We start from the raw sequence: 24,343 nt of genomic DNA, 5'->3' as shown, positions 1-24,343 counted from the left end.
CCATGGATTCCCGGGTCAAGCCCGGCAATGACAAGCTTAAGATGCCTGTGACAGGAGGCAGAGAAAATCCCTCCTGCATCAGGCGTAAGCCGCTGGACTTTTGCGGTCATCCCAAACCTGTCATACGCGGGCTTGACCCGCGTATCCATGCGGGCGCGGCGTGGATTGCCGGGACAAGCCCGGCAATGACAAGCTTAAGATGCCTGTGACAAAAGGCCGAGGAAAGTCCGTCCTGCATCAGCCATGAGCCGCTAGGCTTTTGCGACCACCCCGAACCTGTCATACGCGGGCTTGACCCGCGTATCCATACGGTCGCGCCATGGATTCCCGGGTCAAGCCCGGCAATGACAAAGTTATGTTGTCTGGGGCCCACCTAAATGACGAAAACTCAAACTTCTCGCCACGCCAGCCGTTCGCATTGAGGAGGGCGTAGCCCGTCTCGAAATGCGTCCATGGGGACATCACTCCCGTCAACCCTGACGGCGGAAGACGTTCATGGAGATTTCATCGACTTCGATCTGCTCGCGCCGGCTGAGTTCTAACCGCTCGCGTTCGGCGCGGCGTTCGGCGGCGACTTCGATTTTTTTCAACTCGCGCACGCAGTCGGCGAGTTCGCTTTGCTTTTCCTCGACGGCATGTTCGACTTCGGCGATGGAGCGGGTCAGCGTCTCGCGGCGCAGCAAGGCGGCGCGGACAAAGGCGCCATAGGAAAACTGCACCACAGGCTCATCCCCGACCGACTGTTCGGTGGCCATTTCGACGTCGATGGTCGTGCGCCGGATCACCAGATCCGACCGCATATCCTCAAGCCCGCGCAGCTCCCGCCGCTTTTCATCGACGCGCCAGCGGTTAAGGCGGATCAGCGTTGAAAGTCCCTTCATGCCATCCCCTCGTTAACCGCCGGAAGGCCTGCGTGATAGGCCTCCGATTGGCCAAGGATTTCGGCCAGTGCGTCATAGCCCTGATCGAGCGTCGCCTGTTCGGTCTTTTTCTGACCGAGAAAAGCTTCCAGCGCCGGGTTGAGCCGGATCGCCTCATCCACGGCCGGATTGCTGCCGGCGCGGTACGCGCCAAGCCGGATCATTTCCTCCATATCGCCATAGGTGGCGAGATGGCGGCGGGCGGCGATGACCAATTCATTCTCCGCCTCCAGATTACAATGCGGCATGGTGCGCGAAACCGAGCGCAATACATTGATGGCCGGATAACGCCCGCGCTCGCCAATCCGCCGTTCGAGCACGATATGACCATCGAGAATACCGCGCACCGCATCGGCCACCGGCTCGTTATGATCGTCGCCGTCCACAAGCACAGTAAAAAGCCCGGTCACCGAACCCTCGTCCATGCCCGGCCCGGCCCGTTCCAACAGCCGCGGCAGCTCGGCGAAGACGGTCGGAGTATAGCCCTTGCTGGCGGGCGGCTCGCCAAGCGACAAACCGATTTCCCGCTGCGCCATGGCGAAGCGCGTCACGCTATCCATGAGACACAGCACCTGCTGCCCCTGATCGCGATAATATTCCGCCAGCGTCATGGTGAGATAGGCGGCCTGACGGCGCATCAGCGCCGATTCATCCGACGTCGCCACTACCACCACGCTGCGTTTAAGCCCTTCCGGCCCGAGATCGTCTTCCAGAAATTCCTGCACCTCGCGGCCGCGTTCGCCAATGAGCCCGATGACCGCAACGTCGCAGGCCGTATAACGCGCGAGCATGGACAGCAGCACCGATTTGCCGACCCCCGATCCGGCGAAAATCCCCATCCGCTGCCCCTTGCAACAGGTGACAAAGGTATTGAGCGCACGCACCCCCAGATCGAGCTTGCCGCCCACCCGTTTGCGGGCATGGGCCGACGGCGGCTGCGCCTTGATGGGATAGGCCACACCACCCCGTTCAAGCGGTCCCTTGCCGTCCACCGGTTCGCCAAGTGCATTAACCACGCGGCCAAGCCAGCTTGACGCCGGATAGGCCGCCGCCTCCTGATCCTCGATGGTCGCCTTGCAGCCGACGCCGACGCCGTCAAGGGCGCTGAACGGCATGACGAGTGCGCGATTGTCCTTGAACCCGAGCACTTCGCCCCTGATCTTGCGACCGCCGCGGGCCTCGATCACCAGGCGCGCGCCGATGGACAGGCTGCGCTCGACTCCCGCAACCTCCACGAGCAGGCCGCGAACACCCGAGACACGCCCGTATTGTTCAACCGCATTCAGCCGATCAAGTTCCGCAAGGATGGATTGCACTGATTCTCTGACCTTTAATCCTGTTCCCCCGGCTTTTCGCCGGCCGTCCTGAACCATCCTGCCCCGACAGGACTTAACGTTCAGTAAACCATAACAACCGCCGACCGGGGGCAAACCAGCCCCAATCAGTGGGAACTTACCGCCAGATTTCCTAAAAACCATTCTTTCAGTTACAAAATATTAACCAACTGTGTTAATGATTTGATGAACGGCAGAATTCTGTCTGGAGAAAAGGGGGCATTAAGGCCTTGATCGCACAGCTGCGATGGCCGGTTTTCCAACAGAGGCAGCCGCGGAGATACGGATGGGGGCGTCTGCACCCGGGTCAGTGAACTGGGTTTTGGGGACAGGGAAGGATACGAAGAATGCGTGTTTTGCTCATAGAAGATGACGCTTCGACGTCTCGCAGCATTGAACTTATGCTGAACGCTGAGGGGTTCAATGTCTATTCTACCGATCTTGGGGAAGAGGGCCTCGATCTCGGCAAGCTTTATGATTATGACATCATTCTCCTCGATCTCAATCTGCCGGACATGCATGGCTATGACGTGCTGAAAAAGCTGCGGGTGGCCAAGGTCGACACCCCTATTCTGATCCTGTCCGGCATGGCCGAGCTTGAAAACAAGGTTAAGGGCCTCGGCTTCGGCGCCGATGACTATCTGACCAAGCCGTTCCACAAGGAAGAGCTGATCGCCCGCATCCATGCGATCATCCGCCGCTCCAAGGGCCATTCGCAATCGGTCATCCGCACCGGCAAGCTTGCGGTCAATCTCGACACCAAAACCGTCGAAGTGAACGCCCAGCGCGTGCATCTGACCGGCAAGGAATATTCCATGCTCGAACTGCTATCGCTCCGCAAGGGGACGACGCTGACCAAGGAAATGTTCCTCAACCATCTTTATGGCGGCATGGACGAGCCTGAGCTCAAGATCATCGACGTGTTCATCTGCAAGCTGCGCAAAAAGCTCGCTATGGCCACCGATGGCGACAATTACATCGAAACCGTCTGGGGCCGCGGCTATGTGCTGCGCGACCCGAACGAAGAGAGCGAAATGGGCGCCCCACCGCTGGCCATGGCCATCGGTTAACGACAATCAAAGGGGTGCATCAGGCGCCCCTTTTTCATGTCCGGGAGGCCCATAGCCGTCATTGCGAGGCGCAGCCGAAGCAATCCAGATTCTTGATCAGAGCAGAGGCTGGATTGCTTCGGCTGCGCCTCGCAATGACGGCTATGCGGACGATCTAGCGGGCGGCAGTTTGCGCCAGTAGGGAAGACACCGCCGGACGCGCCGTATCCGACGTCACATACATGCCGCGATGGCCGGGCACCGGCTTGAACCGATCGGTTAGCCCGAGCACCGTCTCCGCCGCACCAAGGAACAGCACACCATCCGGGCTAAGCGCATCGCGCATGCGGTTCAGCACATCGGATTTTGTCGGCTGATCGAAATAGATCAGCACGTTCCGGCAATAGATGACATCGAACTGGCCAAGCCCGCGATAGCTTTCAAGCAGATTGAACTCCCGATAGCTCACCATGTCCCGCAGCGACTTGGCGATCTGCCAGCTTTCCCCCTCCTGGACGAAATATTTCATCAGCATGCGGATCGGCAGGCCGCGCTGCACTTCGAATTGCGAATAAATTCCGGCCCGTGCCTTATCCAGCACCTGCGTGCTGAGGTCGGTGGCGATGATCTCGAACGTCCAGCCCGCCCACAGTGCTGCCTGTTCCTTGAGAATGATCCCCAGCGAATAGGGTTCCTGCCCCGAAGATGCGGCGGCGCACCAGATGCGCACCCGTTTGCTCGCAGCATGGGTCACGCGAATTTTGGGCAGAACATGATCGCGAAAAATATCAAACGGCGTGGTATCGCGAAAAAAGAACGACTCGTTGGTGGTCATAGCCTCGACCACGCTGCGGATCAGGCTTTCGTTTTTCTCACGCCGGATGACACCGATCAGATCGTCCAGGGTCTCAAGCCCCATCCGGCGGGCAATGGGCGTCAGCCGGCTTTCCAGCAGGTAAACCTTGTCGCGATTGATGACGAGCCCCGAGCGCTGGCGCAACGTCCCGGCGATGAAATCAAAATCATCAGGTCTCATCGCCGCACTCCTTGAAGGTATCTCGTAATGGTGCCGCTGATGTCGTCAAGTGGCAGAATGGCGGAGGCAAGCCCGGCATTCGATACCGCACCCGGCATGCCCCAGACGACGCTTGAGGCTTCGTCCTGGGCAATGACCGACCCTCCAGCCTGCACCACGTCCCGGCACCCGCTGAGGCCATCGCTGCCCATGCCCGTGAGGATGACCGAAAGCGTCGCTGGTCCATAAATTTTAAGCACGCTGCGCAGCATGGGATCCACCGAGGGACGGCAATAATTTTCCGGCTGCTCCTGATTGAGGCGGATGATCGGCCCCGTGGCGCGATCTTCCAGCGTCATATGGAAATCGCCCGGCGCAAGATAAATGGTCCCAGGCTCGATCCGTTCACCGTCGCGGCCTTCGTGGCAGGGAATGCCAGTGGCGCGGGCCAGATGATCGGCCAGAATAGTCGTGAAGGTCGGCGGCATATGCTGCGTGATCAGCAGCGGCACCGATATTCCCTTACCAAGTCCCCCAAGCACCTTAAACAGCGCCTGTGGCCCGCCGGTGGAGCTGCCGATGGTGACAATGCGCGGCAAGACCGACGATGGTTTCTGTAAGGTGAGAACTGCCGGACGCTCGGGCCGTAAGGCAACACGCGATTGCATCACAGGCGGCGTGACAGGCGTCACTGCCGGACGTGGCGCTGCCGGACGCGGGCTTTGCCCCTGCGTTTGCCCCTTGCGCAACCGACCGCGCGCCACCGCACCGAGCGCTTTGACCTTTTCAAGCAGCTCATGACGGAAATGCTGCGCCGCATTGACCTCGCGGTTCGATTCAGGTTTCGGGATATAATCCGCCGCCCCGGCCGACATGGCGCGAATGCTGATCTCGGCATTGCGGCGGGTCAGGGTGGAGGCCATGATGACCTGCACATGAGGTGCCGCCTCGATGATTTTGGGCAGCGCCGTCATGCCATCCATTTCCGGCATCTCAACATCCAGAATCACCACCTCAGCCCCCGAGGAGACCAGATTGCGCAACGCCATAGCGCCGTTATGGGCGCTCGCCACCACCTGAATCATGCTGTCGGCCTCAAGCCAACGCGAAATCAGACCGCGTATAACCGCGCTGTCATCGACCACCATGACCCGATAGGCATGTTGCTCTTTGTGCTGTTCTGCGGGTGCGAGGGACACCGGCGAGCCTTCCTGTAAGAAATGACCCAAGGATGACTTGGACGAGTGGAAGAAGAAGCCCGCTTAGAGCAGACCAACCTGTGCGAACTTGGCCTCGATGATCTCGCGATCGAACGGCTTCATGATATATTCATCCGCGCCCGCATTGATGGCCGCGGCAATATGTTTCATATCATTTTCGGTGGTGCAGAAGACGACGACGGGGGTATCTCCACCGGTCATTTTGCGCAATGCCTTCAAAAAATCGAGCCCGTTCATAACCGGCATATTCCAGTCCAGCAACACGACATCAGGCATGTCGGCCCCACACTGATCGAGCGCACGCTGACCATCTTCGGCTTCATGAATATCAAAGTTCAATTCTTCAAGGATGCGTCGGGCCACCTTGCGAATAACCTTGGAGTCGTCAACGATGAGACAGGATTTCATCCAGCGCTCCTAATGCTCAGTCCGAGGAATACGATCAAGCGACCGCAGTGAGTCCGATATCCAGCAAACGCTCGACATCAACCACCACCAAAAGCTCACCATCGAGACGATAGATACCATTCGATACCAGCTGCCAATGAGTATCGAGCGTCACCGGGTTGCGTTCATACTGTCCGGCCGTCAGCGTCAGAACCTCACCGACACTGTCGATCAGCAGGCTGTAAGGTTCGCCTTTATGCTCGACAACGATGCTCATGCAGGCGTCACCTTCACCGCGCGGCGGCAAACCAAGCCGGGCGCGAAGATCGATGGCGGTGACGATACGGCCGCGCAGATTGAGCACCCCGGCCACGGCATAGGGCGCGAGCGGAATAGGCGTGATCTTCTGCGCCGCCAGCACGTCATGAACGGCCATCACCGGAATGCCGAGGGTCTGACCGCAAAGACGCAGCGTGACGAATTCCCCATGCACCTCTTGCGCGGCGGCGGAGCCACCATTCAAACGATGAACATTGCTGTCCCGGCTCATGCTGCATCTCCTTCACGGGCCAGCTGCTCGCTTAGACTTGCAAGCAAGGCATCGCGGTCAAACTTCGCCACATAATCATTGAACCCGACTTCGCGCCCGCGGGCGAAATCCTGCGGCGTGGCATGGGCTGACAAGGCGACAATCGGCGTCTCGGCCCAGGCTCCGTCCTTGCGGACGGTCGAGGCGAAAGCGAACCCGTCCATGCCGGGCATCTCGATATCGCTGACAATGACATCGAAACGCGCCCCGTCCTCACGCAGTTTCAAGGCTTCGGAGGCGGTGGCCACCGAGGTCACCTTGTAACCGGACGCAAGCAGCAACGGTTTCAGCAAATTCCGGAAGAAGGCGCTGTCATCGACCATCAAAACATGGCGACCGTCATCGCTTGCGACCGTCTTCCGCCGGGCGCCACGCAGCTTTTCACCGAAGGCCCGCGTGAGATAGAAGGCGACATCGGCGATTTCGGTCGCTTTCTTGGCCAGAACCGCCGTGCCGATAATGCCCGGCACGATGGAGGCCAATTCGATCTCAAGCTTTTCTTCGACGATATCGATGATCTCATCGACCGCGATCCCCATGGAGCGCTCGTTGTCGGTGAACACCAGCACCGGTTGACGGCCCGAAGTCTTCAGGCTGCAATTGCTGTCCACCAGCAGGAGCGGCATGAGCTGACCACGATACTGCACCATCAAGGCGCCATCTGCTGCTTCGATGGACTCGACCGGAATTTCTTCGAGACGGGCCACCAGCGACAGCGGCACCGCACGCTGGGTTTCGGACCCGGCACGGAACAGCAGCATGGATTCACGATCCTCCGCCACGATCTCCGCCCGTGCATCGGCCTCGCCCATATGGTCATTGTCCACAAGAATGTCGCCGGTCAGCGTGGCAATGCCGTTCGGATCAAGGATCATGATCACGTTGCCGTCACCCAGAATGGTATTGCCCGAATAGACCTGCAAATCACGCAGGATCGGCGCCACCGGCTTGACCACGATTTCTTCGGTATCGAACACGCGGTCGACGACGATGCCGAAGGTAAAGGCCCCGACCTGGGTCACCACGATAAACCGCTCTTCAAGGTCCTTGCTGCCAAGCGCCAGAACCTTATCGAGCGAAATGAGCGGCAGCAAGCGATCCCGCAAACGCATGACCGGGGTATTGTTGATATGTTCGATCTGCTGTTCGCTGTCGCCTGACACGCGCACCAGTTCAAGCACGCTGATCTGCGGGATGGCGAAGCGCTCGGTCGAGCATTCGACAATCAGCGCCGAAACGATGGCCAGAGTCAGCGGAATCTTGATGCTGAAGCTTGTGCCCTTGCCCTCGACCGATTTGAGATCGATGGTGCCACCGATTTTTTCGATATTGCTGCGCACCACATCCATGCCGACACCGCGGCCCGAGATATTGGTGACCGCTTCGGCGGTGGAAAAGCCCGGGTGGAAGATGAACTTCTGCACCTGAAGGTCCGACATGTCGGCAAGCTCGGCCTCGCTCGCGAGACCTTTTTGCAGGATCTTCTGCTTCAGTTTGCCAACCTTGAGACCAGCGCCATCATCCGCCACTTCGACGATGATATGGCCGCCTTCATGATAGGCATTCAACCGAATGGTGCCGGTTTCCGCCTTGCCTGACGCTGCCCGATCACGCGGCATCTCGATGCCATGATCGGCCGAGTTGCGGACCATATGGGTCAACGGATCCTTGATCAGTTCAAGCACCTGACGATCAAGTTCCGTCTCGGCCCCGATCATCTGCAGATCGATCTTCTTATTGAGCTCCATCGACAGATCGCGAATGATGCGCGGCAGCTTGGCCCAGGCGTTGCCGATGGGCTGCATGCGGGTCTTCATGACCCCTTCCTGCAACTCGGTCGTGCATTGGCTCAAACGCTGCAATGGCACGGAAAACTCGCTGTCGCTGCTGCGGCGCAGGATCTGCAAAAGCTGATTGCGGGTCAGCACCAGCTCGCTGACCATGTTCATCAGATTTTCAAGCAGATCCACATTGACGCGAATGCTTTGCGTGCCGATGCTGGTTTCGCCCTTAGCTTCCGCCTTGGCTTCCGGCTGTTTGAGGCTTTCGATGACCGGCTCAGGCTCGTCTGCTTCGGCAATCAGGACGATGTCCTCATCGTCAGGACCGGGCGCCGCGTTAAAGGCAGCCTCAAGCTCCTCCAAAGAAATCTCGCCGGGCAGCAATTCGCGGCCAAGATGGACATCCGACCGCAGTTCAATCGGCTTTTCGACCGCCTGAATCGTTTTCTTCGACACCGCCGCGCCACCGGAGGCGCAGACGTTGAGGCGGCCGATCAGATCCTTGTCATTACCAACGGGCTCAGCTTCGGTAGAGGCCAGGCCAGCCAGAATTTCTTTAATGCAATCAAGTGATTCGAGCACGATCGACACCGCGCCCGCGGTCACCTCAAGCTCGCCGTCGCGAAATTTCCCAAGCACGTTTTCAGACGCATGGGCCACAGCCTCAAGCCGGGGCAGGCCGAGAAAGCCACAGGTTCCCTTGATGGTGTGAACCAGGCGGAAAATATTATCGAGCACCCCTTTGTTGTTGGGGTTCTGCTCAAGCTTGACAAGCTCGACGTCGATCACGTCGATGCTTTCCGCTGTCTCGGTTAGGAACTCATTCAGCAAGTCATCCATGGAACCGGCTCTTATGTCAAAGGGTCCAGCTGGCGCAGGGATAGGCTCCCACACCGTTCGCATGTAAGATCGGCCAAAAAAGTTAAGGACGTGTAAAGTGCGGAAAACAGCGGAAATTCAGGCAAAAACGCCGTTCCGACAAAAACACGTTAAGACTTCTATACCCTGCCGCCGAAATCCCTGTCGGAATCCCTGTCGAAATCGGGGGCTTATGGCAAGCGCAGCAGCAACGTGACCGAATTTTCACCCACGCGCCGGACATCGACCCCTCCGCCAGCCGCAGCGGCGGCGATCGACGCAAGATAAGCCGGGGCCGTCTTCGGTGTCAGATCCGCCTGCGCGACCCTGCCGCCAAGCACCTCTTCCATCTCGGGCTTCAACATCAGCCGCTCACCTTCGGCATGGATCACAAGCTCAAGCGCCCCGTTGCTGCGGCCGCCCTCGACCGTCAGCCGGCCACCACGCAACAGTGCCTCCCCGGCCACCAGAACGAGATTGAGCAGCGCTTTGAGGCCATCCTTCGACAACTCCTGCACCGCCGGTCGCCACTCGAGCATGACCTTGCCGCCGGAGAAAAAGGCAGCGGCAGCATCGCGGGCGGAATCCATGGCCACTGTTTCGCCAAACCCGCCCGCCGCGCCAAAGGCCAGCCGGAAGAACTGCAGGCGGTTCGAGGTCTGGCTGGCGCTTTGTTCCAACAGCTCGACCACCTGTTCGCGCATGGTGGCGTCGGTCTCATCCTGAAGAATTTCGAGCCCGTTCGTGAAGGCTCCCACCGGGCTGATGAGGTCATGGCACAGCCGCGAGCACAAAAGGGCGGAAAAAGCGATTGGATCAGTCATGGTTCCCCCAGTCGGTACAACGGACAGAATGACGGCATAACGCCCCGGACAGCCGGATTTAAGTCTTGCTTATACCCCCGGCCCAAGCTAGGCAACCCGTTATGAGCGAACAATTCCGCGCATCAAGCAAGGTTCTCATCCATATTGCGCAGATCGCGCCTGAAGTGGTAAAGCCCGATCCGGACCCCAAGCTTTCAGAAAGCCCGCAGCCCATGCCTGATACTACTCGCTGGCTCGCCCCGCTAGAACAGATCGCCCGTGACGCCGGGGCCGCGATCATGGAGATTTATGCCCATGAAATCGCCGTGCGGCAGAAGGACGACCTGTCGCCGGTGACCGATGCCGATGAAGCGGCTGAGCGCATTATTCTCGCCGGGCTCAAGCTGCTTGACCCTGACACCCCGGTCGTGGCCGAAGAAAGCATGAATGCGGGCCAGGGTCCGGCCGAGCATGGAACGCGGTTCTGGCTTGTGGATCCGCTTGACGGCACCAAGGAATTCATCCGCCGCCATGGCGAATTCACCGTCAATATCGCCCTGATCGAAGACGGCCGCCCGACCCTGGGCGTGGTCTATGCCCCGGCCATCGGCAGTCTATATCTCGGGGCCGTGGGGCATGGCGCCACCAAGATCCTCGACAGCGACCGCACGACCCGCCTGCCGATCACAGCCCGCGAAGGTGACCGCACTGGCCTCGTGGCCGTGGCGTCGAAGTCGCACCGCACGCCCGGCACCAATGTCTTCCTCGACCGCCTGCCCATCGCCGAAAGCCGGGCCGCCGGAAGCTCGCTCAAATTCTGTCTGGTGGCGGAGGGCGCGGCCGATATTTATCCACGCATCGGCCCGACCATGGAATGGGACACCGCCGCCGGTCACGCCGTGCTCGCAGCTGCGGGCGGACGGGTGGTCACCCTGGACGGGGTCGATCTTGACTATGGCAAGCCCGACTATCGCAATCCGGACTATTACGCCTATGGTCTTTGGCCCAAGGGCCTCGTCAGGCCAGAAAGACCTTGAGCGGCACGAGTGCGGCGAAAATCCAGATCAGCACGGCCGAGGCGCGATTGATCCTCAGCAGATGACTGTCCGACAACCGTTCTCGGATGCTGTGCGCAACCCGGCAGATAAACAGCCACCACAAGGCTGAGCCCAGAAACACCCCAAGCACGATGGTCGCCGCATCCCCGGATGAGGCGTCCCGCGTCAGTCCCGCGCTCGTGAACAAAGCCACGAAGCCGAGGGCCGTGATCGGGTTGGTGATGGTGAGAACAAAGGTCGCGAGCGCCGCATGGGCAATATCGCGTGGTGTCTGCACGCTTTGTGTCAAATGCGGATGGGACCGCCAGGCGAGAACGCCCATGCCCACCAGCACCAGACAGCCAATCACCGCAAGCCAGCTTTCGAATTGCACCAGAACGGACTGGATAGTAGTCAGACCGAAAGCCGCCATCGCGCCGAAAATGGTATCACCCACCGCCGCGCCAAGGCCGACCACGAACGCGCCCCAGAAACCATTGCGGATGGTTTTCTGAATGCAGATAATATTCACCGGACCGATCGGAGCGGCAACCGCGAGACCGATGGCGATACCCGCGACCAAAAACCAAAAATCCATAACTTCAAGCCTGCATCACAGCGGAACGTGTGACCCTTTATTTCGAGAGATCCTGAACCGTCTCGAACCGGATCGGCGCGCCGTGAGCGGTACCGATCAACTCATCCTGCCACATCACGCGACGGCCGCGAATGATGGTGCCAACCGGCTTGCCGGTGATTTCGACGCCATCGAACGGCGTCCAGCCCGACCGGCTTTCGATCCAGTCATGGGTGATCGTCCAGCGTTTCTTGAGATCGACAATCGAGAAATCCGCATGCCAGCCGACCGCTAGGCGCCCCTTGTCGCGGAGCCCAAACAACCGCTGCGCCCCCGCACTGGTAAGGTCCACCAGCCGTTCAAGCGTGAGCCGCCCGGCATTCACGTGATCCAGCAGCAGCGGCAGCAGGGTCTGCACCCCGGTCATGCCCGATGGCGAAGCCGGATAGGCCTGCGCCTTCTCCTCCCTCGTGTGCGGGGCATGATCCGAGCCGATGACATCGACGATGCCGTTTGCAATCGCCCGCCACAAAGCGTCCCGGTGATGAGCCTCCCGGATCGGCGGGTTCATCTGGGCGTAGGACCCGAGTTTCAGATAACAGTCCGGCGCCGCCAGCGTCAGATGCTGCGGCGTGGTCTCGACGCTCGCAATATCCTTGTTCTGACCGAGCAGGGTCATTTCCTCCCCCGTCGTCACATGGAGCACATGCACAAGCCGTTCGGCCTCCCGGGCCAACTTCAACACCCGGCTCGTAGCGCGAAACGCCGTCTCGACATCGCGCCAGTTCGGGTGATCGGCCACATTGCCGCCGTCGGCGATATGTTTCCGTTCCTTCAGACGTTCCTCGTCCTCGGCATGGATGGCGACGCGGCGGCGGCCCGATTTGAGCACCTGCAACAATGTCGCGTCATCCCAAACCAGCAGATCACCGGTCGAAGAGCCCATGAACACCTTGACCCCGGCACAACCCGGCAAGCGCTCGATCTCGGCCAGCTCCGCCACATTGCCGGCGGTCGCGCCCACATAAAAGGCATGATCGCACCACATGCGGTTCTTTGCCCGGGCGAGCTTGTCCAGGATGGCCTCGGCGGTGGTGGTGGCCGGTTTGGTGTTCGGCATTTCAAACACTGCCGTGACCCCGCCCATGACGGCCCCGGCCGCTCCGGTCGCAAGATCTTCCTTATGCTCAAGACCGGGCTCGCGGAAATGCACCTGAGTGTCGATCACCCCCGGCAGGATATGCAGGCCGCGCGCATCGATCACCTCACCTGCGCTCGCCTGCGCCAGATCGCCGATGGCGGCAATACGGCCCCCTGTCACGCCGATATCGGCAACCGCGGTCCCGGCATGATTGACGACAGTGCCGGAACGGATCAGAAGATCAAATGACTGTGACATGGTGGCCCTTTTCTGTTGGCTTGGGCGGCGGTAACCTAGAGTTTAGATACGCGCCGCATCCCGGTTTGGCAAGAAGCCCACTTGTCAACTTTACCCCGAGACACTAAGTGCTTGAAAGCAACCCTTTTAGATATGGCGGTTTTTTTATGACTGAGGCTGTCCTTCTTGCGTCCCGCACCGTGTTTGAAATCACCGGCGAGGACCGGAAAAATTTCCTGCAGGGCGTGATCACTCAGGACATCACAAGCCTTACCCCCGGTCAGGCCATTTATGCCGCGCTTTTGACCCCACAAGGCAAATATCTCCATGACTTCCTCATTATCGAGGACGGAGAGCGGCTGTTGATCGACGCTCTGGCCGAACGTCTGCCCGACCTTCTCCGCCGCCTGACCATGTACCGCCTGCGCTCCAAGGCCCAGCTCACGCCCCTGAGCGACAGTCTCGCCGTCGCTGCAAGCTTCGGCGAAACAAGCTGGCCCGCAAGCGCCGTGGTCTATAAAGACCCGCGTCACCCAGGACTCGGCGAACGGGCTATTCTGCCACGCGGCGACGTGGCTACGGATCTTGGTGACGAAGCCACCTATGACCGCGAGCGCCTGCGCCTCGGCATTCCCGCGCCGGAAGATTTCGAGATCGACAAAACCCTGATCCTCGAAGGCAATCTCGATGCCCTCCATGGCGTCAGCTTCACCAAGGGCTGCTATGTGGGGCAGGAACTGACCACCCGCACCAAGCATCGCGGCAAAGTGCGCCGACGCCTGCTGCCGGTCAAGGTAAGCGGCCCCCTGCCCGCCCCAGGCACCCCCATCACCCGCGACGGCAAGGCCATCGGCCAGATCCGCTCGGGCCAGGGCAACCGCGCCATGGCCTCGCTCAGGGTCGAGGACCTCACCCCCGGCGCAAGCTATGCCGCAGGCGACGCCGAGATCACCCCAAGCTGGCCCGACTGGCTGCCCCGCGCGGAGATCACAGGCGATGACGACTGAGACGCGCTGCCCCTGGTGCGGCACCGACCCGCTTTACGTGGCCTACCACGATCACGAATGGGGCGTGCCGGAAACCGATGATCGCGAGCTTTTTGAAAAACTGGTCCTCGATGGCTTTCAGGCCGGGCTGTCCTGGATCACCATCCTCAGAAAGCGCGACAATTTCCGCGCCGCCTTTGACAACTTCGCCCCCGAGCTGATCGCCGCGTACAGCCCGCAGAAAATCGAATCCCTGATGCAGGACAGCGGCATCGTGCGCAACCGGGCCAAGATCGAAGGCACCGTCAAAAGCGCCCGCGCCTGGCTCGATCTGCGCGAAAGCGGCCAGAGCTTCAGCGACTTTTTGTGGCAATTCACCGACGGCCGCACGCTGCAGAACAGCCTCAAAAGCATGACCGACGCCCAGGCCGCAACCCCCGAATCAACCGCCATGAGCAAAGCCCTGAAACAACGCGGCTTCACCTTCTGCGGCCCGACCATCACCTATGCCTTCATGCAAGCCGTGGGCATGGTCAATGACCATCTCGTAACCTGTTACCGCCATAGCGACTGCGCAGCACTCGGGCGGCGCTGATGTCACTCGAAGGACAAATCGTCCCCAACTCCGTTCGCCCTGAGGAGCCCGTAAGGGCGTCTCGAAGGGCATTGCAAACGGCACGTGCTTCGAGACAGCCCCTTCGGGGCTTCCTCAGCACGAACGGAGCGGGAAACGAACGGAAAGGGGAAACAAATGGAACTTAGAAAAATGAATTGGCCCCTCATCACCGCTGACCGAGATCGCCCCTGATGGACAAGCTCACCGCCATGCAGGTCTTTGCCGCTGTGGTCGATGAAGGCAGCTTCAGCGCCGCCGCAGCCCGGCTCAATATGGCGAAGTCTGCTGTCAGCACCCTTGTCAAAACCCTTGAAGCGGAGCTGGGCGTCACTTTGCTCAATCGCACCACCCGCAAGGTGAGCCTGACCGAGGCCGGGCAGCGCTATAAGGACCGCGCCGAGCAGATCCTGAGCGATGTGGAGGACGCCGACCGCGAAGCCGCCGCCCTCACCGCCACGCCGCGCGGCACGCTCCGCGTCTCGGCCGGGGTGTCGTTCGGCACTCAGGAACTCGGCAAGGTGGTGGCGACGTTCCTTGCCACTTATCCCGAGGTCAGGATCGACCTTCAGCTGACCGACCGCTTTGTCGACCTGCTGGACGAGGGCTTTGACCTTGCCGTGCGCATTGGCGAGTTGCGCGATTCAAGCCTCATCGCCCGCAAGCTCACCTCGGCCCGCCGCCTCACCTGCGCCTCACCGGATTATCTCGAAGCCCACGGCACGCCGCAGCATCCGAACGACCTCCGGCAGCACAACTGCCTTGGCTATAGCGGTGGCGGCTGGAGCTTTCAGGAACAGGGACGCCCGCTCATACCCGCGCTTGAAGGCCGCCTGATCGGCAACAATGGCGATGTTTTATGCGCCGCCGCCGTGGCGGGCAGCGGCATTGTCTTTGCTCCGAGCTTTATTCTCGGGGACGACATCCGCGCCGGAAGACTGGTCCCCATCCTCACCGCCTATGAAGCGCCCCCGGTCGGCATCTATGCGATCTACCCGCCCAGCCGCCATATCAGCGCCAAGCTCAGAGCCTTCATCGACAGCCTGAGCAACCATTGCGGCAGCCCGCCAAGCTGGGAGCAAGGGCTTCCATAATTGTTCTGAATAACAGAACAATTATTTGCAATCTTCCGTGATTATCCGGCCCCATAGACAAGTTATCTTTTCGTCAGTTTCCTCAACCGCAAGGACAGGACCATGACAAAGATACTCGTGCTGTATTATTCAAGCTGGGGCCATATTGAAAAAATGGCCGACTCCATTGCTGCGGGCGCACGCGCCGTGGACGGCGTCGACGTGACCATCAAACGCGTGCCGGAACTTGTTCCCGAAGCCGTCGCCCAAAGCTCCTATTTCAAGCTCGATCAGGCAGCACCCATCGCGACCCCGCAGGAACTTGCCGATTATGACGCCATTATTTTCGGCACCCCGACCCGGTTCGGCAATATGGCGGCGCAGATGCGTAATTTCCTCGATCAGACCGGCGGTCTTTGGGTCAGTGGTGCGCTTGTGGGCAAGGTCGCGAGCGTGTTCGCCTCAACCGGCACCGGTGGCGGCCGCGAAAGCACCATCCTGTCGTTCCACCCAACCCTGTTCCATCAGGGCATGATCGTGGTCGGCCTGCCCTACAGCGCGCCCAATCTGTCCAGCATCAGCGAAGTCCATGGCGCGACCCCTTACGGCGCCGGAACCATCGCCGGAGCCGACGGATCACGTCAGCCCAGTGAACTTGAGCTTGAACTTGCCCGTTTTCAGGGCGAACATGTTGCTAAGATCACAAAAAAGCTCACGGCATGACGTCTCTTTGGTAAAAGGAGGATCCCTTGCGCTTTCCGACGTTCCCACCGACTGACGCCACATTACCCCTAGGTATTCTGTTGCTGCGTGTGAGTCTGGGCGTCATGTCGATCTCTCATGGTTTCATGAAGATCTTTCTGCTCACCATCCCGGGAACGGTCGCATTCTTTGAGAATGTGGGCTTTCCGGGATGGTTTGCCTATCCCACCCTGTTCGCCGAAATCGTTTGCGGAATTCTGTTGGTCATCGGCGTCATGCCGCGCCTGATGGCTCTGTTGTTGCTGCCAATACAGTTCGGCGCGCTGACTGTACATTACGGTAATGGCTGGATTTTCACGAATCAGGGTGGCGGATGGGAGTATCCGGCGTTCCTCGTGATAGTGGCTCTGGCCCTTGTCCTGCTGGGGGACGGCCCCTTCACACTGCTGCGAACCCCAGACAAACCGCGGCCCTACAAGCCAACCGAATGAGATGGCCAAAAAAAAAGCGCTCCCTCACGAGAGTTACTCGGGAGGGAGCGAGGGCGCAGAGAAGTCTAGAGCCTAATCCGGCTCTCAGTCCTCGGGCAAGCAGAACAAAGCAGCATTGCCGCCTGTTGCCGCCACATTGACGGTAAAAGTTTTTTCCGTCGCAAAACGCAACAGATAATGCGGACCGCCCGCCTTGGGACCGGTGCCTGAAAGCCCCTGTCCGCCGAACGGTTGAACACCCACCACCGCACCAACCATATTGCGGTTGATATAGCTGTTGCCGACATTGAGCCCCTTGAAGATCTCATTGGCGGTGGCTTCGATCCGTGTATGCACACCTAGCGTCAGCCCATAACCTGTCTTGCGGATGCTAGCAATAACCTTGTCAAGCTCGGTGGCCTTAAAGCGGATCACATGCAGCACCGGGCCGAACACTTCGCGCGGCAACTGGTCGAGGGTTTGCAGCTCCACGAGATGCGGGGCAAAGTAACTGCCGTCCGCGAGCTCGGCCGGAACCTCCGCAACCTTGAGGATCTTCGCCTCCCGCGTCATGCGCTCCACATGCTTGACGAGCAGCTCCCGCGCGTCATGGTCGATCACCGGCCCGACGTCGGTTTTAAGCGCCAAAGGATCGCCAATCAGGATTTCATCCATGGCCCCCTTCAGCATGGTGATCATGCCGTCCGCCACATCATCCTGCAGGAACAGCACACGCAAGGCCGAGCAACGCTGACCGGCGCTTTGAAACGCCGATATGACGGCGTCATCCACCACCTGTTCCGGCAGCGCCGTCGAGTCCACGATCATGGCGTTCTGGCCGCCGGTCTCGGCGATCAGCGTGGCGATCGGGCCATCCCGCCCGGCCAGCACACGATTGATGATCTGCGCCGTTTCCGTCGAGCCGGTAAAAGCCACGCCAGCGAGACGCGGGTCGCCGGTGATGGCGGCCCCGACTGTCGCCCCGTCGCCGGGCAGGAAATGCAGCACGTCCCCCGGCACACCGGCCTTGTGGAACAGCCGCACGGCTTCAGCACCAATGAGTGGCGTCTGTTCAGCGGGCTTGGCCAGAACCGCGTTTCCAGCGGCAAGCGCGGCCGCAATCTGTCCCGCGAAGATGGCGAGCGGGAAATTCCATGGACTGATGCAGGCAAACACCCCGCGCCCATGCAGGGACAATTGATTGAGTTCCCCCGTCGGCCCCGGCAGCGGCATGGGAGCGGCAAAGGACTCCCGCGCCTTCAGGGCGTAATAGCGACAGAAATCCACCGCTTCACGCACTTCCGACAGCGTATCAGCCACCGTGCGCCCGGCCTCAAGCCCGATCAGGGCCATCAGCCGTGGGCTGTTCTGTTCCAGAAGGTCAGCCATGCGATCAAGGCAATCGGCACGCGCCGCCCCGCCGAGCGCGTCCCAGGTGGGCTGTGCCGCAACAGCTTTGGCAAAGGCTGCATCCACATCAGCCTTGGTGGCATTGGTGATGGTCCCGACGCGACGCTTAGTGTCCGCAGGCGCCAGTACGGGCTGGCCCGCGCCCTTGGTCTCGACACCGCCAATGATCGGGCCGGCGTCCCAATTTTCCGCCAGTGCCCGATCCCGCAACGCAAGCAGCGGTTCGGCCACATGGCCATCATCAAGATCAAAGCCCTGTGCCCAGTCACGCGCGCCGCCATTAAGGCCGCTTTCGCGCAACACCTCACAGGGGCGGGCAATGCGTGGATGACGGCGCGGATGCGCCTTTTCCACATGGGCCACGGGATCGATGACCAGCTCCGCCACTGGAACCTTTTCATCCATGAAGCGATTGACGAAGGAACTGTTCGCCCCATTCTCAAGCAAGCGGCGCACGAGATAAGGCAGCAGATCCTTATGCGCGCCGACCGGCGCATAAATGCGGATCGGCACCGTGTGCCCGGCAATGCCCGGCAGCACGTCATAAAGCAGCTCGCCCATGCCATGCAGGCGCTGAAATTCAAACTCCTGCCCCGATTTGGCCATTTCAAGAATGGCGGCCACCGTATGGGCGTTATGGGTCGCGAACTGTGGGAACAGCACATCCGTTGCCGCCAGCATGCGTTCAGCCGCCACCATATAGGACAGATCGGTCGAGGCTTTGCGGGTGTAAACCGGGTAATCCTCGAACCCGCCTTCCTGCGCGTGCTTGATCTCGGTATCCCAATAAGCGCCCTTGACCAGCCGGGTCATGAAGCGCCGTCCGGTCTCGCGCCCCAAAGCCACAAGCCAGTCGATCACGAAAGGCGCGCGTTTCTGATAAGCCTGCACCACAAGCCCAAGACCATCCCAGCCCGCAAGCTCCGGATCCCGCGCCATAGCTTCAAAGAGATCGAGCGAGATATCCAGCCGCCGCGCTTCCTCGGCATCGATGCTGAAGCCGAGATTATGCGCCTTCGCATCCTTCGCCAATGCCGTGATCACGGGCAGCAGTTCCGCCATCACGCGGTCTCTGGTGCGATAGTCATAGCGCGGATGGAGCGCCGACAGCTTGACCGAAATCCCCTGCCGTTCCGCCACCGTCTGGCCAGCGGTTTTCGCGCCGATGGCGTGAATGGCCATGCGGTAATCTTCGAAATAACGTTTGGCGTCCGCCGCCGTTCTGGCCCCTTCGCCAAGCATGTCGAACGAATTGCGCACATGCGGCGGGTTGACCTTCTGCGCCCGGTTCAGGCCCTCGTCGATGGTGCGGCCGAGCACGAACTGGTCGCCCATGATCCTCATGGCCTGCATGCTGGCCTTGCGGATGATTGGCTCGCCCACCCGCGTCACAAGCTTGCCGAACCAGCCGCCAAGATCTTCACTGGTTTCACGGTCCAACTCAACTACCCGACCGGTCAGCATCAGCGCCCAGGTCGAAGCATTCACAAACAGGGAATCCGAACGCCCGCGATGATCAGCCCAGCTGCCGCTGGCGATTTTCTCGGCGATCAGCTTGTCGGCGGTTCCGGCATCCGGCACGCGCAACAGCGCCTCGGCCAGACACATGAGGGCCACGCCCTCTTTGTTCGACAGCCCGAATTCATGCATGAAAGCATCGATCGACCCCTGACGGTGGCTTTGCCCGCGCGCCGCTTCGACCAGAAGCCGGGCCTGACGCACGATACGCAGCCGCGCCCCCGAAGACAGATGCAGCGTCTCCAGAAGCCCATCCACCGCGAGATTTTCATCGCGATGGGTCGCCTCCCGGATTGCGTTGCGCAATGTATCGAGCGACACCGCTCCCGCGTCTTTCTTTACCGCCATGATGTTCATTCTGGCCCTCTGCCGCAAAAACTCCAAACGAACAGGAATTATGGCAAGAAAACAGAAGAATAGGGCTCCATATTCCGGAATTTTACGATATATTCTCTATGAATATGGCGAAATAACAGTGAAAAATTCCGAATGAAAGATACAAAGCCTCTTGACCGCATCGACCTCAACATCTTGCGTTTGCTGCAGACCCAGGGACGCATTTCAAATGTCGAGCTGGCCAAGGAGGTTGGCCTCTCCCCCACCCCCTGTCTCGAACGGGTGCGCCGGCTTGAGCGGGAGGGGTTTATTCTCGATTACCGCGCCATCCTCAACCCCGAGCTTTTGAAAGCGTCGCTCATCGCCTTTGTGGAGGTGACCCTCGAACGCACCACAACGGCAGACCTCGACCGCTTCAATGCCGCCATTCTGCGCCTGGATGAAGTCATGGAGTGCCATATGGTCGGCGGCGGCTTCGACTATCTGGTCAAAATCCGCCTCCCCGGCATGGATTACTACCGCCGCTTCCTCGGCGAAAAACTCGCCGCCATCCCCGGCGTGAGCCAGACCCACACCTATGTGGTGATGGAAGAAGTAAAGGCGAAAACGGCCCTGCCACTGGGCTAAGCATATTCCTGTGTCATTACCGGGGTCCCTTTGTCATTACCGGGCTTGACCCGGTAATCCATATGGCAAACGGCACAGCGACGGAGAAATGGATTGCCGGGTCAAGCCCGACAATGACAGTGAAGATAGTACCACTCCCTGCACATTTTTTTAATCCGGGTCTTGTCCTGCACGAACTACCCCCTACATAGTTCGATAAGCATCGAACATTAAGCATCACGCGAGGACACCCCCATGCCCGGATTATTCACCCCCCTCACCCTTGGCGATCTGGATTTGCCGAATCGCATCATCATGTCGCCGCTTACCCGCACCCGCGCGGTCGGCGAAGGCAACGTCCCGAACGACCTCATGGTCGAATATTACCGCCAGCGCGCCTCGGCCGGGCTGATCATCAGCGAGGGCGTGCCGGTGTCGCCGCAAGGCATCGGTTATGCCAATGTGCCGGGCATCTGGTCCGACGCGCAGGTCGCGGGCTGGAAAAAAGTCACCAAGGCTGTGCATAACGCTGGTGGACGCATCTTCATGCAGATCTGGCATGTGGGCCGGGTGTCCGACCCAAGCTTCCTCAATGGCGAGCTGCCCGTGGGGCCGAGCGCCCTTGCCGCACCCGGCCATGTGGCTCTGCTTCGCCCCAAAACCGATCATGTGACACCGCGCGCGCTCGACCGCTCCGAGATCCCCGGCATTGTCGAAGACTTCCGCAAGGGCGCTGAAAACGCCAAACGGGCCGGATTTGACGGCGTCGAAATCCATGGCGCGAACGGCTATCTGCTCGATCAGTTTCTGCAGACCAGCAGCAACCAACGGACCGACGACTATGGCGGATCGCTGGAAAACCGCGCCCGCCTGATGCTTGAGGTCACGGACGCAGCGATTTCGGTCTGGGGTCCGGGCCGCGTCGGCATGCATCTCGCGCCGCGCGGCGATGTTCATGGCATGGGCGACAACGACCTTGAAGCCACCTTCACCTACGTCGCCCGCGAACTTGGCAAACGCCGGATCGCCTTCCTGCTGTCGCGCGAGAAAATCGGCCCGGACAGCCTCGGCCCCAAGCTCAAGACAGCCTTCGGCGGCGTCTATGTGGCCAACGAAGGTCTAACCAAGGAAAGCGCTGAACAGGTTCTGAACGAAGGCTGGGCCGATGCCGTGGCCTTCGGCAAGGACTTTATCGCGAACCCCGACCTGCCACAGCGTCTCGCCCTCGACGCGCCGCTCAACCCGGTTGTTTTCGCAACCATGTATGGCGCCACGGCTGAGGGCTATACCGACTATCCGGCCTTCGCCGAGGCGGCGGAATAAGCCCCTGTCGCCCGGCACGATCACAAAGGATGAGGGGCTTGTTTGATTTTTATCGGACAAGCTCCTAAATATAACTCATGACACAGGTGCATAAACAACTCCCCTGCCCGGAAATGGATGAGATCGGCTTAACCGGCGTTCTCTGCGCCCTGAGCGATCCCATTCGCCTGGCCATTGTGGCGACTCTGGAAAAAACCGGCGAACGCGGCTGGGGCGAGTTTGATTTCCCGGTCGGCAAATCGACCCTCAGCCATCACATGAAAGTGCTGCGCGAGGCCGGAGTTATTCTGCATCGCAAGGAAGGCACCCGCTGCTGGGTGTCGCTGCGGAGCGATCTTGACAGCCTGTTCCCCGGCCTGCTGCAGTCCGTGCTGATATTGGCCGCCAAGGATCCAAGCGTCCGCGAGCTGATGCAGACGACATAACTACACCAATGTCATTGCCGGGCTTGACCCGGCAATCCATGCATCCACCGCCGTGCTGCTGGCCCGATGGATACCCGGGTCAAGCCCGGGTATGACAAAATGGCGGAGAAGGTTGCGCCTGACGTGGGGAAGCTGATTTATGCCACTCCCCATATATCTGTTATTGCCGGGCTTGACCCGGCAATACACCCCGACCTTGACGCCCAGGACACAAGCGGAAGTACGTTGGGGCAGAACTACATAAATATAGACAACATAAACCATGTGTCATTGCCGGGCTTGACCCGGCAATCCATCGTGCCGCCCAGTCATGGATTGCCGGGTCAAGCCCGGCAATGACAGATATAAAAACTGGGATTACTCCTGCGTCGGCTTTTGACCCATCACCATCCGCTCAAGCTGCGCCAGCAGATCTGCGCGTGTTGGTTTGAAATCGCGAGTGGCCCACCAGAGTTCCAGCGCCTCAAGCAAATCCCCAACCCCCGGTCCGGCTTCGGCTCCAAGGGCGATGGCGTCGCGGCCTTTGATGGTGAACCGCGGCACCTGCCAGGCATCGACGGCATTCAACAATTCGCGCCAACGTTTGTTGCGGATATCGCCGCCACGCCCGGCCCAGTTCAGCAGCATGTGGTCGGTAAAACTGTCCTTGCCAATGCCATAGACCAGCGCACGCATGCGGCGGCCGAAGGCGTTGCCGTCGCGGGACGGTTCAATATCCTCGCGTGGCACGATCATTTCGGCGAGCCGTTCCTGATCATGTTTCGACAGCCGCAGACGCTCTCCGACCTCGGCCGCGCCATCGGGCATGAGCGCGCCAAGCCGCCGCAACGCATCCACGCGTTTGAAGGTTTTTTCAAGCGGCACCAGCCCGGCCAGACGGTCCAGCAAGGCCGCCTCTGGCAACACCCGGCGGAGAACGCCGCCTGTCTGCATCATGCGCAACACCGGCATGGGATCAGGCGCAGCGAGCAGCTTCAGAAGCTCCGCCGCCACCCGTTCAACGGACAGAATACCAAGATCGTCCACCCGCGTGATACAGGCACCATAACTTTCTGCATCCATATCCTCGCCGCCATACCAGGCATGGAACCGGAAAAACCGCAGAATTCTCAGCGCATCCTCACGAATCCGCTGCTCAGCCTCGCCCACGAACCGCACCCGTCCGGCAGCCAGATCCGCAAGTCCACCGCAAGGGTCATAAACCACCCCCATGCGGTCCGCATAAAGCGCGTTCATGGTGAAATCGCGCCGCGCCGCATCCTCGGCCCAGTCGTCGGTAAAGGCGACCACGGCGCGGCGGCCGTCGGTCTCCACATCCCGGCGCAGGGTGGTGATCTCAAACGGGCGACCATCGACCACTGCCGTCACCGTGCCATGCTCGATCCCGGTCGGCACCACTTTGATCGCATGACGGCTGAGCCGCAGGCTTACGTCATCGGGCAACAAGACCGTGGCGATATCCACATCCTTGACCGTCCGGCCAAGAATGCCATCGCGTACCGCACCGCCGACAAACCGCGCGAGCGTATCCTCGCCCGCACCATCATGGAGCGCCTCCATCACGGCCCGGCTAGGTGCCGCATCAATCCAGTCGCGGTTCATAAGTTCGATCATGGTTTTGTCTTGTCCGCGTCGGTTGTAGGAACATTGATAAAGCCGCCCGGCACCAGCTGTCCGTTTTCCGTATGCGACGGCACATAGACGGAATTACGCTCATGCTGTTCCGTTTCCATGGTCATCCAGATGATAACCGCCACTGCCGCGGCGACCCCGAATCCGATGGCCCGGGCCATCCGTCCTTCGGCAGCTTCACGCGCCTTCTCACGCTCGGCGCTGTCCATCTGTTGCTGACGCTTGATCGAGCGGAGCCACATGAAATAGATAAAAAACGGCATCAGGATCAGAATGACCCGCACCACACCAGCCATCATTC

Annotated in this window: 23 protein-coding genes; 10 read left to right on the top strand and 13 right to left on the bottom strand. The window is 60.2% G+C overall.

Annotated features, from left to right (window positions below; genetic code table 11):
- Window positions 1-470: 470 nt before the first annotated feature.
- On the bottom strand, window positions 471-881 hold the full coding sequence (locus tag NYP16_RS04255; RefSeq protein ID WP_274942866.1) for a flagellar FliJ family protein: 411 nt from the start codon (window positions 879-881) through the stop codon (window positions 471-473).
- A complete protein-coding gene (fliI, locus tag NYP16_RS04250) occupies window positions 878-2,293 on the bottom strand; it encodes a flagellar protein export ATPase FliI (protein ID WP_279347108.1) in 1,416 nt (471 codons plus the stop codon). The genes NYP16_RS04255 and fliI overlap by 4 nt, the downstream gene beginning before the upstream one ends.
- 308 nt (window positions 2,294-2,601) lie before the next feature.
- On the opposite strand from fliI, the gene ctrA reads away from it, so the two are divergent.
- A complete protein-coding gene (gene ctrA, locus NYP16_RS04245; RefSeq protein ID WP_274942864.1) occupies window positions 2,602-3,324 on the top strand; it encodes a response regulator transcription factor CtrA in 723 nt (240 codons plus the stop codon).
- Between the two features lie 154 nt (window positions 3,325-3,478).
- Here the strand turns inward: ctrA and NYP16_RS04240 are convergent, their stop codons facing one another.
- The 6 genes from NYP16_RS04240 to NYP16_RS04215 all read right to left on the bottom strand — a co-directional run bounded on the left by NYP16_RS04240 (window position 3,479) and on the right by NYP16_RS04215 (window position 9,977).
- Complete coding sequence (locus NYP16_RS04240; RefSeq protein WP_274942863.1) at window positions 3,479-4,339, bottom strand: CheR family methyltransferase; 861 nt, start codon at window positions 4,337-4,339, stop codon at window positions 3,479-3,481.
- Window positions 4,336-5,517 carry a protein-glutamate methylesterase/protein-glutamine glutaminase gene (locus tag NYP16_RS04235; RefSeq protein ID WP_274942862.1) on the bottom strand — a complete coding sequence of 394 codons (1,182 nt, stop codon included), beginning with the start codon at window positions 5,515-5,517 and terminating at the stop codon, window positions 4,336-4,338. The genes NYP16_RS04240 and NYP16_RS04235 overlap by 4 nt, the downstream gene beginning before the upstream one ends.
- A 63-nt stretch (window positions 5,518-5,580) precedes the next feature.
- Window positions 5,581-5,946: a response regulator gene (locus NYP16_RS04230; protein WP_274942861.1), complete on the bottom strand. Its 366-nt coding sequence runs from the start codon at window positions 5,944-5,946 to the stop codon at window positions 5,581-5,583.
- Window positions 5,947-5,980: 34 nt separating this feature from the next.
- Window positions 5,981-6,475 carry a chemotaxis protein CheW gene (locus NYP16_RS04225; RefSeq protein ID WP_274942860.1) on the bottom strand — a complete coding sequence of 165 codons (495 nt, stop codon included), beginning with the start codon at window positions 6,473-6,475 and terminating at the stop codon, window positions 5,981-5,983.
- Window positions 6,472-9,135 (bottom strand): hybrid sensor histidine kinase/response regulator, encoded by a 2,664-nt coding sequence (locus tag NYP16_RS04220; RefSeq protein WP_274942859.1) that lies wholly within the window; start codon window positions 9,133-9,135, stop codon window positions 6,472-6,474. Before NYP16_RS04220 ends, NYP16_RS04225 begins: the two co-directional genes overlap by 4 nt.
- A 209-nt stretch (window positions 9,136-9,344) precedes the next feature.
- Window positions 9,345-9,977, bottom strand: coding sequence for a histidine phosphotransferase family protein (locus NYP16_RS04215; protein ID WP_274942858.1), 633 nt, complete (start codon window positions 9,975-9,977; stop codon window positions 9,345-9,347).
- Between the two features lie 212 nt (window positions 9,978-10,189).
- On the opposite strand from NYP16_RS04215, the gene cysQ reads away from it, so the two are divergent.
- Window positions 10,190-10,993 carry a 3'(2'),5'-bisphosphate nucleotidase CysQ gene (gene cysQ, locus NYP16_RS04210; RefSeq protein ID WP_346742468.1) on the top strand — a complete coding sequence of 268 codons (804 nt, stop codon included), beginning with the start codon at window positions 10,190-10,192 and terminating at the stop codon, window positions 10,991-10,993.
- Here cysQ and NYP16_RS04205 read toward each other — a convergent pair.
- Both NYP16_RS04205 and NYP16_RS04200 read right to left on the bottom strand, forming a co-directional pair.
- The gene (locus NYP16_RS04205; RefSeq protein WP_274942856.1) at window positions 10,974-11,591 is read right to left on the bottom strand and encodes a LysE family translocator; all 618 of its coding nucleotides are present in this window, start codon (window positions 11,589-11,591) and stop codon (window positions 10,974-10,976) included. The genes cysQ and NYP16_RS04205 overlap by 20 nt on opposite strands.
- Window positions 11,592-11,628: 37 nt before the next feature.
- The gene (locus tag NYP16_RS04200) at window positions 11,629-12,969 is read right to left on the bottom strand and encodes a dihydroorotase (RefSeq protein WP_274942855.1); all 1,341 of its coding nucleotides are present in this window, start codon (window positions 12,967-12,969) and stop codon (window positions 11,629-11,631) included.
- Between the two features lie 146 nt (window positions 12,970-13,115).
- Here NYP16_RS04200 and ygfZ point away from each other — a divergent pair, with 146 nt between their 5' ends.
- From ygfZ to NYP16_RS04175, 5 genes are all read left to right on the top strand, one after another.
- Window positions 13,116-13,955, top strand: coding sequence for a CAF17-like 4Fe-4S cluster assembly/insertion protein YgfZ (gene ygfZ, locus NYP16_RS04195; RefSeq protein WP_274942854.1), 840 nt, complete (start codon window positions 13,116-13,118; stop codon window positions 13,953-13,955).
- On the top strand, window positions 13,945-14,529 hold the full coding sequence (locus tag NYP16_RS04190) for a DNA-3-methyladenine glycosylase I (protein ID WP_274942853.1): 585 nt from the start codon (window positions 13,945-13,947) through the stop codon (window positions 14,527-14,529). The genes ygfZ and NYP16_RS04190 overlap by 11 nt, the downstream gene beginning before the upstream one ends.
- Before the next feature lie 212 nt (window positions 14,530-14,741).
- Complete coding sequence (locus tag NYP16_RS04185) at window positions 14,742-15,641, top strand: LysR family transcriptional regulator (protein ID WP_274942852.1); 900 nt, start codon at window positions 14,742-14,744, stop codon at window positions 15,639-15,641.
- A 102-nt stretch (window positions 15,642-15,743) separates the two neighbouring features.
- Entirely contained in the window at window positions 15,744-16,343 is a 600-nt protein-coding gene (gene wrbA, locus NYP16_RS04180; RefSeq protein WP_274942851.1) for an NAD(P)H:quinone oxidoreductase, read from the top strand.
- 26 nt (window positions 16,344-16,369) lie between these two features.
- Window positions 16,370-16,813, top strand: coding sequence for a DoxX family protein (locus tag NYP16_RS04175; protein WP_274942850.1), 444 nt, complete (start codon window positions 16,370-16,372; stop codon window positions 16,811-16,813).
- 84 nt (window positions 16,814-16,897) lie between these two features.
- Here the strand turns inward: NYP16_RS04175 and putA are convergent, their stop codons facing one another.
- Window positions 16,898-20,068, bottom strand: a complete 3,171-nt coding sequence (putA, locus tag NYP16_RS04170; RefSeq protein WP_274942849.1) for a bifunctional proline dehydrogenase/L-glutamate gamma-semialdehyde dehydrogenase PutA — start codon at window positions 20,066-20,068, stop codon at window positions 16,898-16,900.
- Between the two features lie 141 nt (window positions 20,069-20,209).
- Between putA and NYP16_RS04165 the strand changes: the two genes are divergently transcribed.
- From NYP16_RS04165 to NYP16_RS04155, 3 genes are all read left to right on the top strand, one after another.
- Window positions 20,210-20,683, top strand: coding sequence for an Lrp/AsnC ligand binding domain-containing protein (locus NYP16_RS04165; protein WP_274942848.1), 474 nt, complete (start codon window positions 20,210-20,212; stop codon window positions 20,681-20,683).
- A 234-nt stretch (window positions 20,684-20,917) separates the two neighbouring features.
- Window positions 20,918-21,985: an alkene reductase gene (locus NYP16_RS04160; protein ID WP_274942847.1), complete on the top strand. Its 1,068-nt coding sequence runs from the start codon at window positions 20,918-20,920 to the stop codon at window positions 21,983-21,985.
- Between the two features lie 86 nt (window positions 21,986-22,071).
- Window positions 22,072-22,410: an ArsR/SmtB family transcription factor gene (locus NYP16_RS04155; protein ID WP_274942846.1), complete on the top strand. Its 339-nt coding sequence runs from the start codon at window positions 22,072-22,074 to the stop codon at window positions 22,408-22,410.
- Between the two features lie 357 nt (window positions 22,411-22,767).
- Here the strand turns inward: NYP16_RS04155 and NYP16_RS04150 are convergent, their stop codons facing one another.
- Together NYP16_RS04150 and NYP16_RS04145 are read right to left on the bottom strand one after the other, a co-directional pair.
- Entirely contained in the window at window positions 22,768-24,024 is a 1,257-nt protein-coding gene (locus tag NYP16_RS04150) for a CCA tRNA nucleotidyltransferase (RefSeq protein ID WP_274942845.1), read from the bottom strand.
- Window positions 24,021-24,341 carry a DUF6111 family protein gene (locus tag NYP16_RS04145; RefSeq protein WP_274942844.1) on the bottom strand — a complete coding sequence of 107 codons (321 nt, stop codon included), beginning with the start codon at window positions 24,339-24,341 and terminating at the stop codon, window positions 24,021-24,023. The genes NYP16_RS04150 and NYP16_RS04145 overlap by 4 nt, the downstream gene beginning before the upstream one ends.
- Between the last annotated feature and the right edge of the window lie 2 nt (window positions 24,342-24,343).

The organism is Govania unica, from assembly GCF_027920805.1.
Classification (GTDB): Bacteria; Pseudomonadota; Alphaproteobacteria; order Sphingomonadales; family Govanellaceae; genus Govanella; species Govanella unica.
The sequence above is the reverse complement of the archived record's forward strand: the minus strand, read 5'-3'. Positions and strand labels throughout refer to the sequence as shown.

What these genes read in the sequence shown, in the direction of transcription:
- NYP16_RS04255 (WP_274942866.1), bottom strand. Translation starts at nt 881, where the DNA reads ATGAAGGGACTTTCAACGCTGATCCGCCTTAACCGCTGGCGCGTCGAT.
- fliI (WP_279347108.1), bottom strand. Translation starts at nt 2,293, where the DNA reads ATGGTTCAGGACGGCCGGCGAAAAGCCGGGGGAACAGGATTAAAGGTC.
- ctrA (WP_274942864.1), top strand. Translation starts at nt 2,602, where the DNA reads ATGCGTGTTTTGCTCATAGAAGATGACGCTTCGACGTCTCGCAGCATT.
- NYP16_RS04240 (WP_274942863.1), bottom strand. Translation starts at nt 4,339, where the DNA reads ATGAGACCTGATGATTTTGATTTCATCGCCGGGACGTTGCGCCAGCGC.
- NYP16_RS04230 (WP_274942861.1), bottom strand. Translation starts at nt 5,946, where the DNA reads ATGAAATCCTGTCTCATCGTTGACGACTCCAAGGTTATTCGCAAGGTG.
- NYP16_RS04225 (WP_274942860.1), bottom strand. Translation starts at nt 6,475, where the DNA reads ATGAGCCGGGACAGCAATGTTCATCGTTTGAATGGTGGCTCCGCCGCC.
- NYP16_RS04220 (WP_274942859.1), bottom strand. Translation starts at nt 9,135, where the DNA reads ATGGATGACTTGCTGAATGAGTTCCTAACCGAGACAGCGGAAAGCATC.
- NYP16_RS04215 (WP_274942858.1), bottom strand. Translation starts at nt 9,977, where the DNA reads ATGACTGATCCAATCGCTTTTTCCGCCCTTTTGTGCTCGCGGCTGTGC.
- cysQ (WP_346742468.1), top strand. Translation starts at nt 10,190, where the DNA reads ATGCCTGATACTACTCGCTGGCTCGCCCCGCTAGAACAGATCGCCCGT.
- NYP16_RS04205 (WP_274942856.1), bottom strand. Translation starts at nt 11,591, where the DNA reads ATGGATTTTTGGTTTTTGGTCGCGGGTATCGCCATCGGTCTCGCGGTT.
- NYP16_RS04200 (WP_274942855.1), bottom strand. Translation starts at nt 12,969, where the DNA reads ATGTCACAGTCATTTGATCTTCTGATCCGTTCCGGCACTGTCGTCAAT.
- ygfZ (WP_274942854.1), top strand. Translation starts at nt 13,116, where the DNA reads ATGACTGAGGCTGTCCTTCTTGCGTCCCGCACCGTGTTTGAAATCACC.
- NYP16_RS04190 (WP_274942853.1), top strand. Translation starts at nt 13,945, where the DNA reads ATGACGACTGAGACGCGCTGCCCCTGGTGCGGCACCGACCCGCTTTAC.
- NYP16_RS04185 (WP_274942852.1), top strand. Translation starts at nt 14,742, where the DNA reads ATGGACAAGCTCACCGCCATGCAGGTCTTTGCCGCTGTGGTCGATGAA.
- wrbA (WP_274942851.1), top strand. Translation starts at nt 15,744, where the DNA reads ATGACAAAGATACTCGTGCTGTATTATTCAAGCTGGGGCCATATTGAA.
- putA (WP_274942849.1), bottom strand. Translation starts at nt 20,068, where the DNA reads ATGGCGGTAAAGAAAGACGCGGGAGCGGTGTCGCTCGATACATTGCGC.
- NYP16_RS04165 (WP_274942848.1), top strand. Translation starts at nt 20,210, where the DNA reads ATGAAAGATACAAAGCCTCTTGACCGCATCGACCTCAACATCTTGCGT.
- NYP16_RS04160 (WP_274942847.1), top strand. Translation starts at nt 20,918, where the DNA reads ATGCCCGGATTATTCACCCCCCTCACCCTTGGCGATCTGGATTTGCCG.
- NYP16_RS04150 (WP_274942845.1), bottom strand. Translation starts at nt 24,024, where the DNA reads ATGATCGAACTTATGAACCGCGACTGGATTGATGCGGCACCTAGCCGG.
- NYP16_RS04145 (WP_274942844.1), bottom strand. Translation starts at nt 24,341, where the DNA reads ATGATGGCTGGTGTGGTGCGGGTCATTCTGATCCTGATGCCGTTTTTT.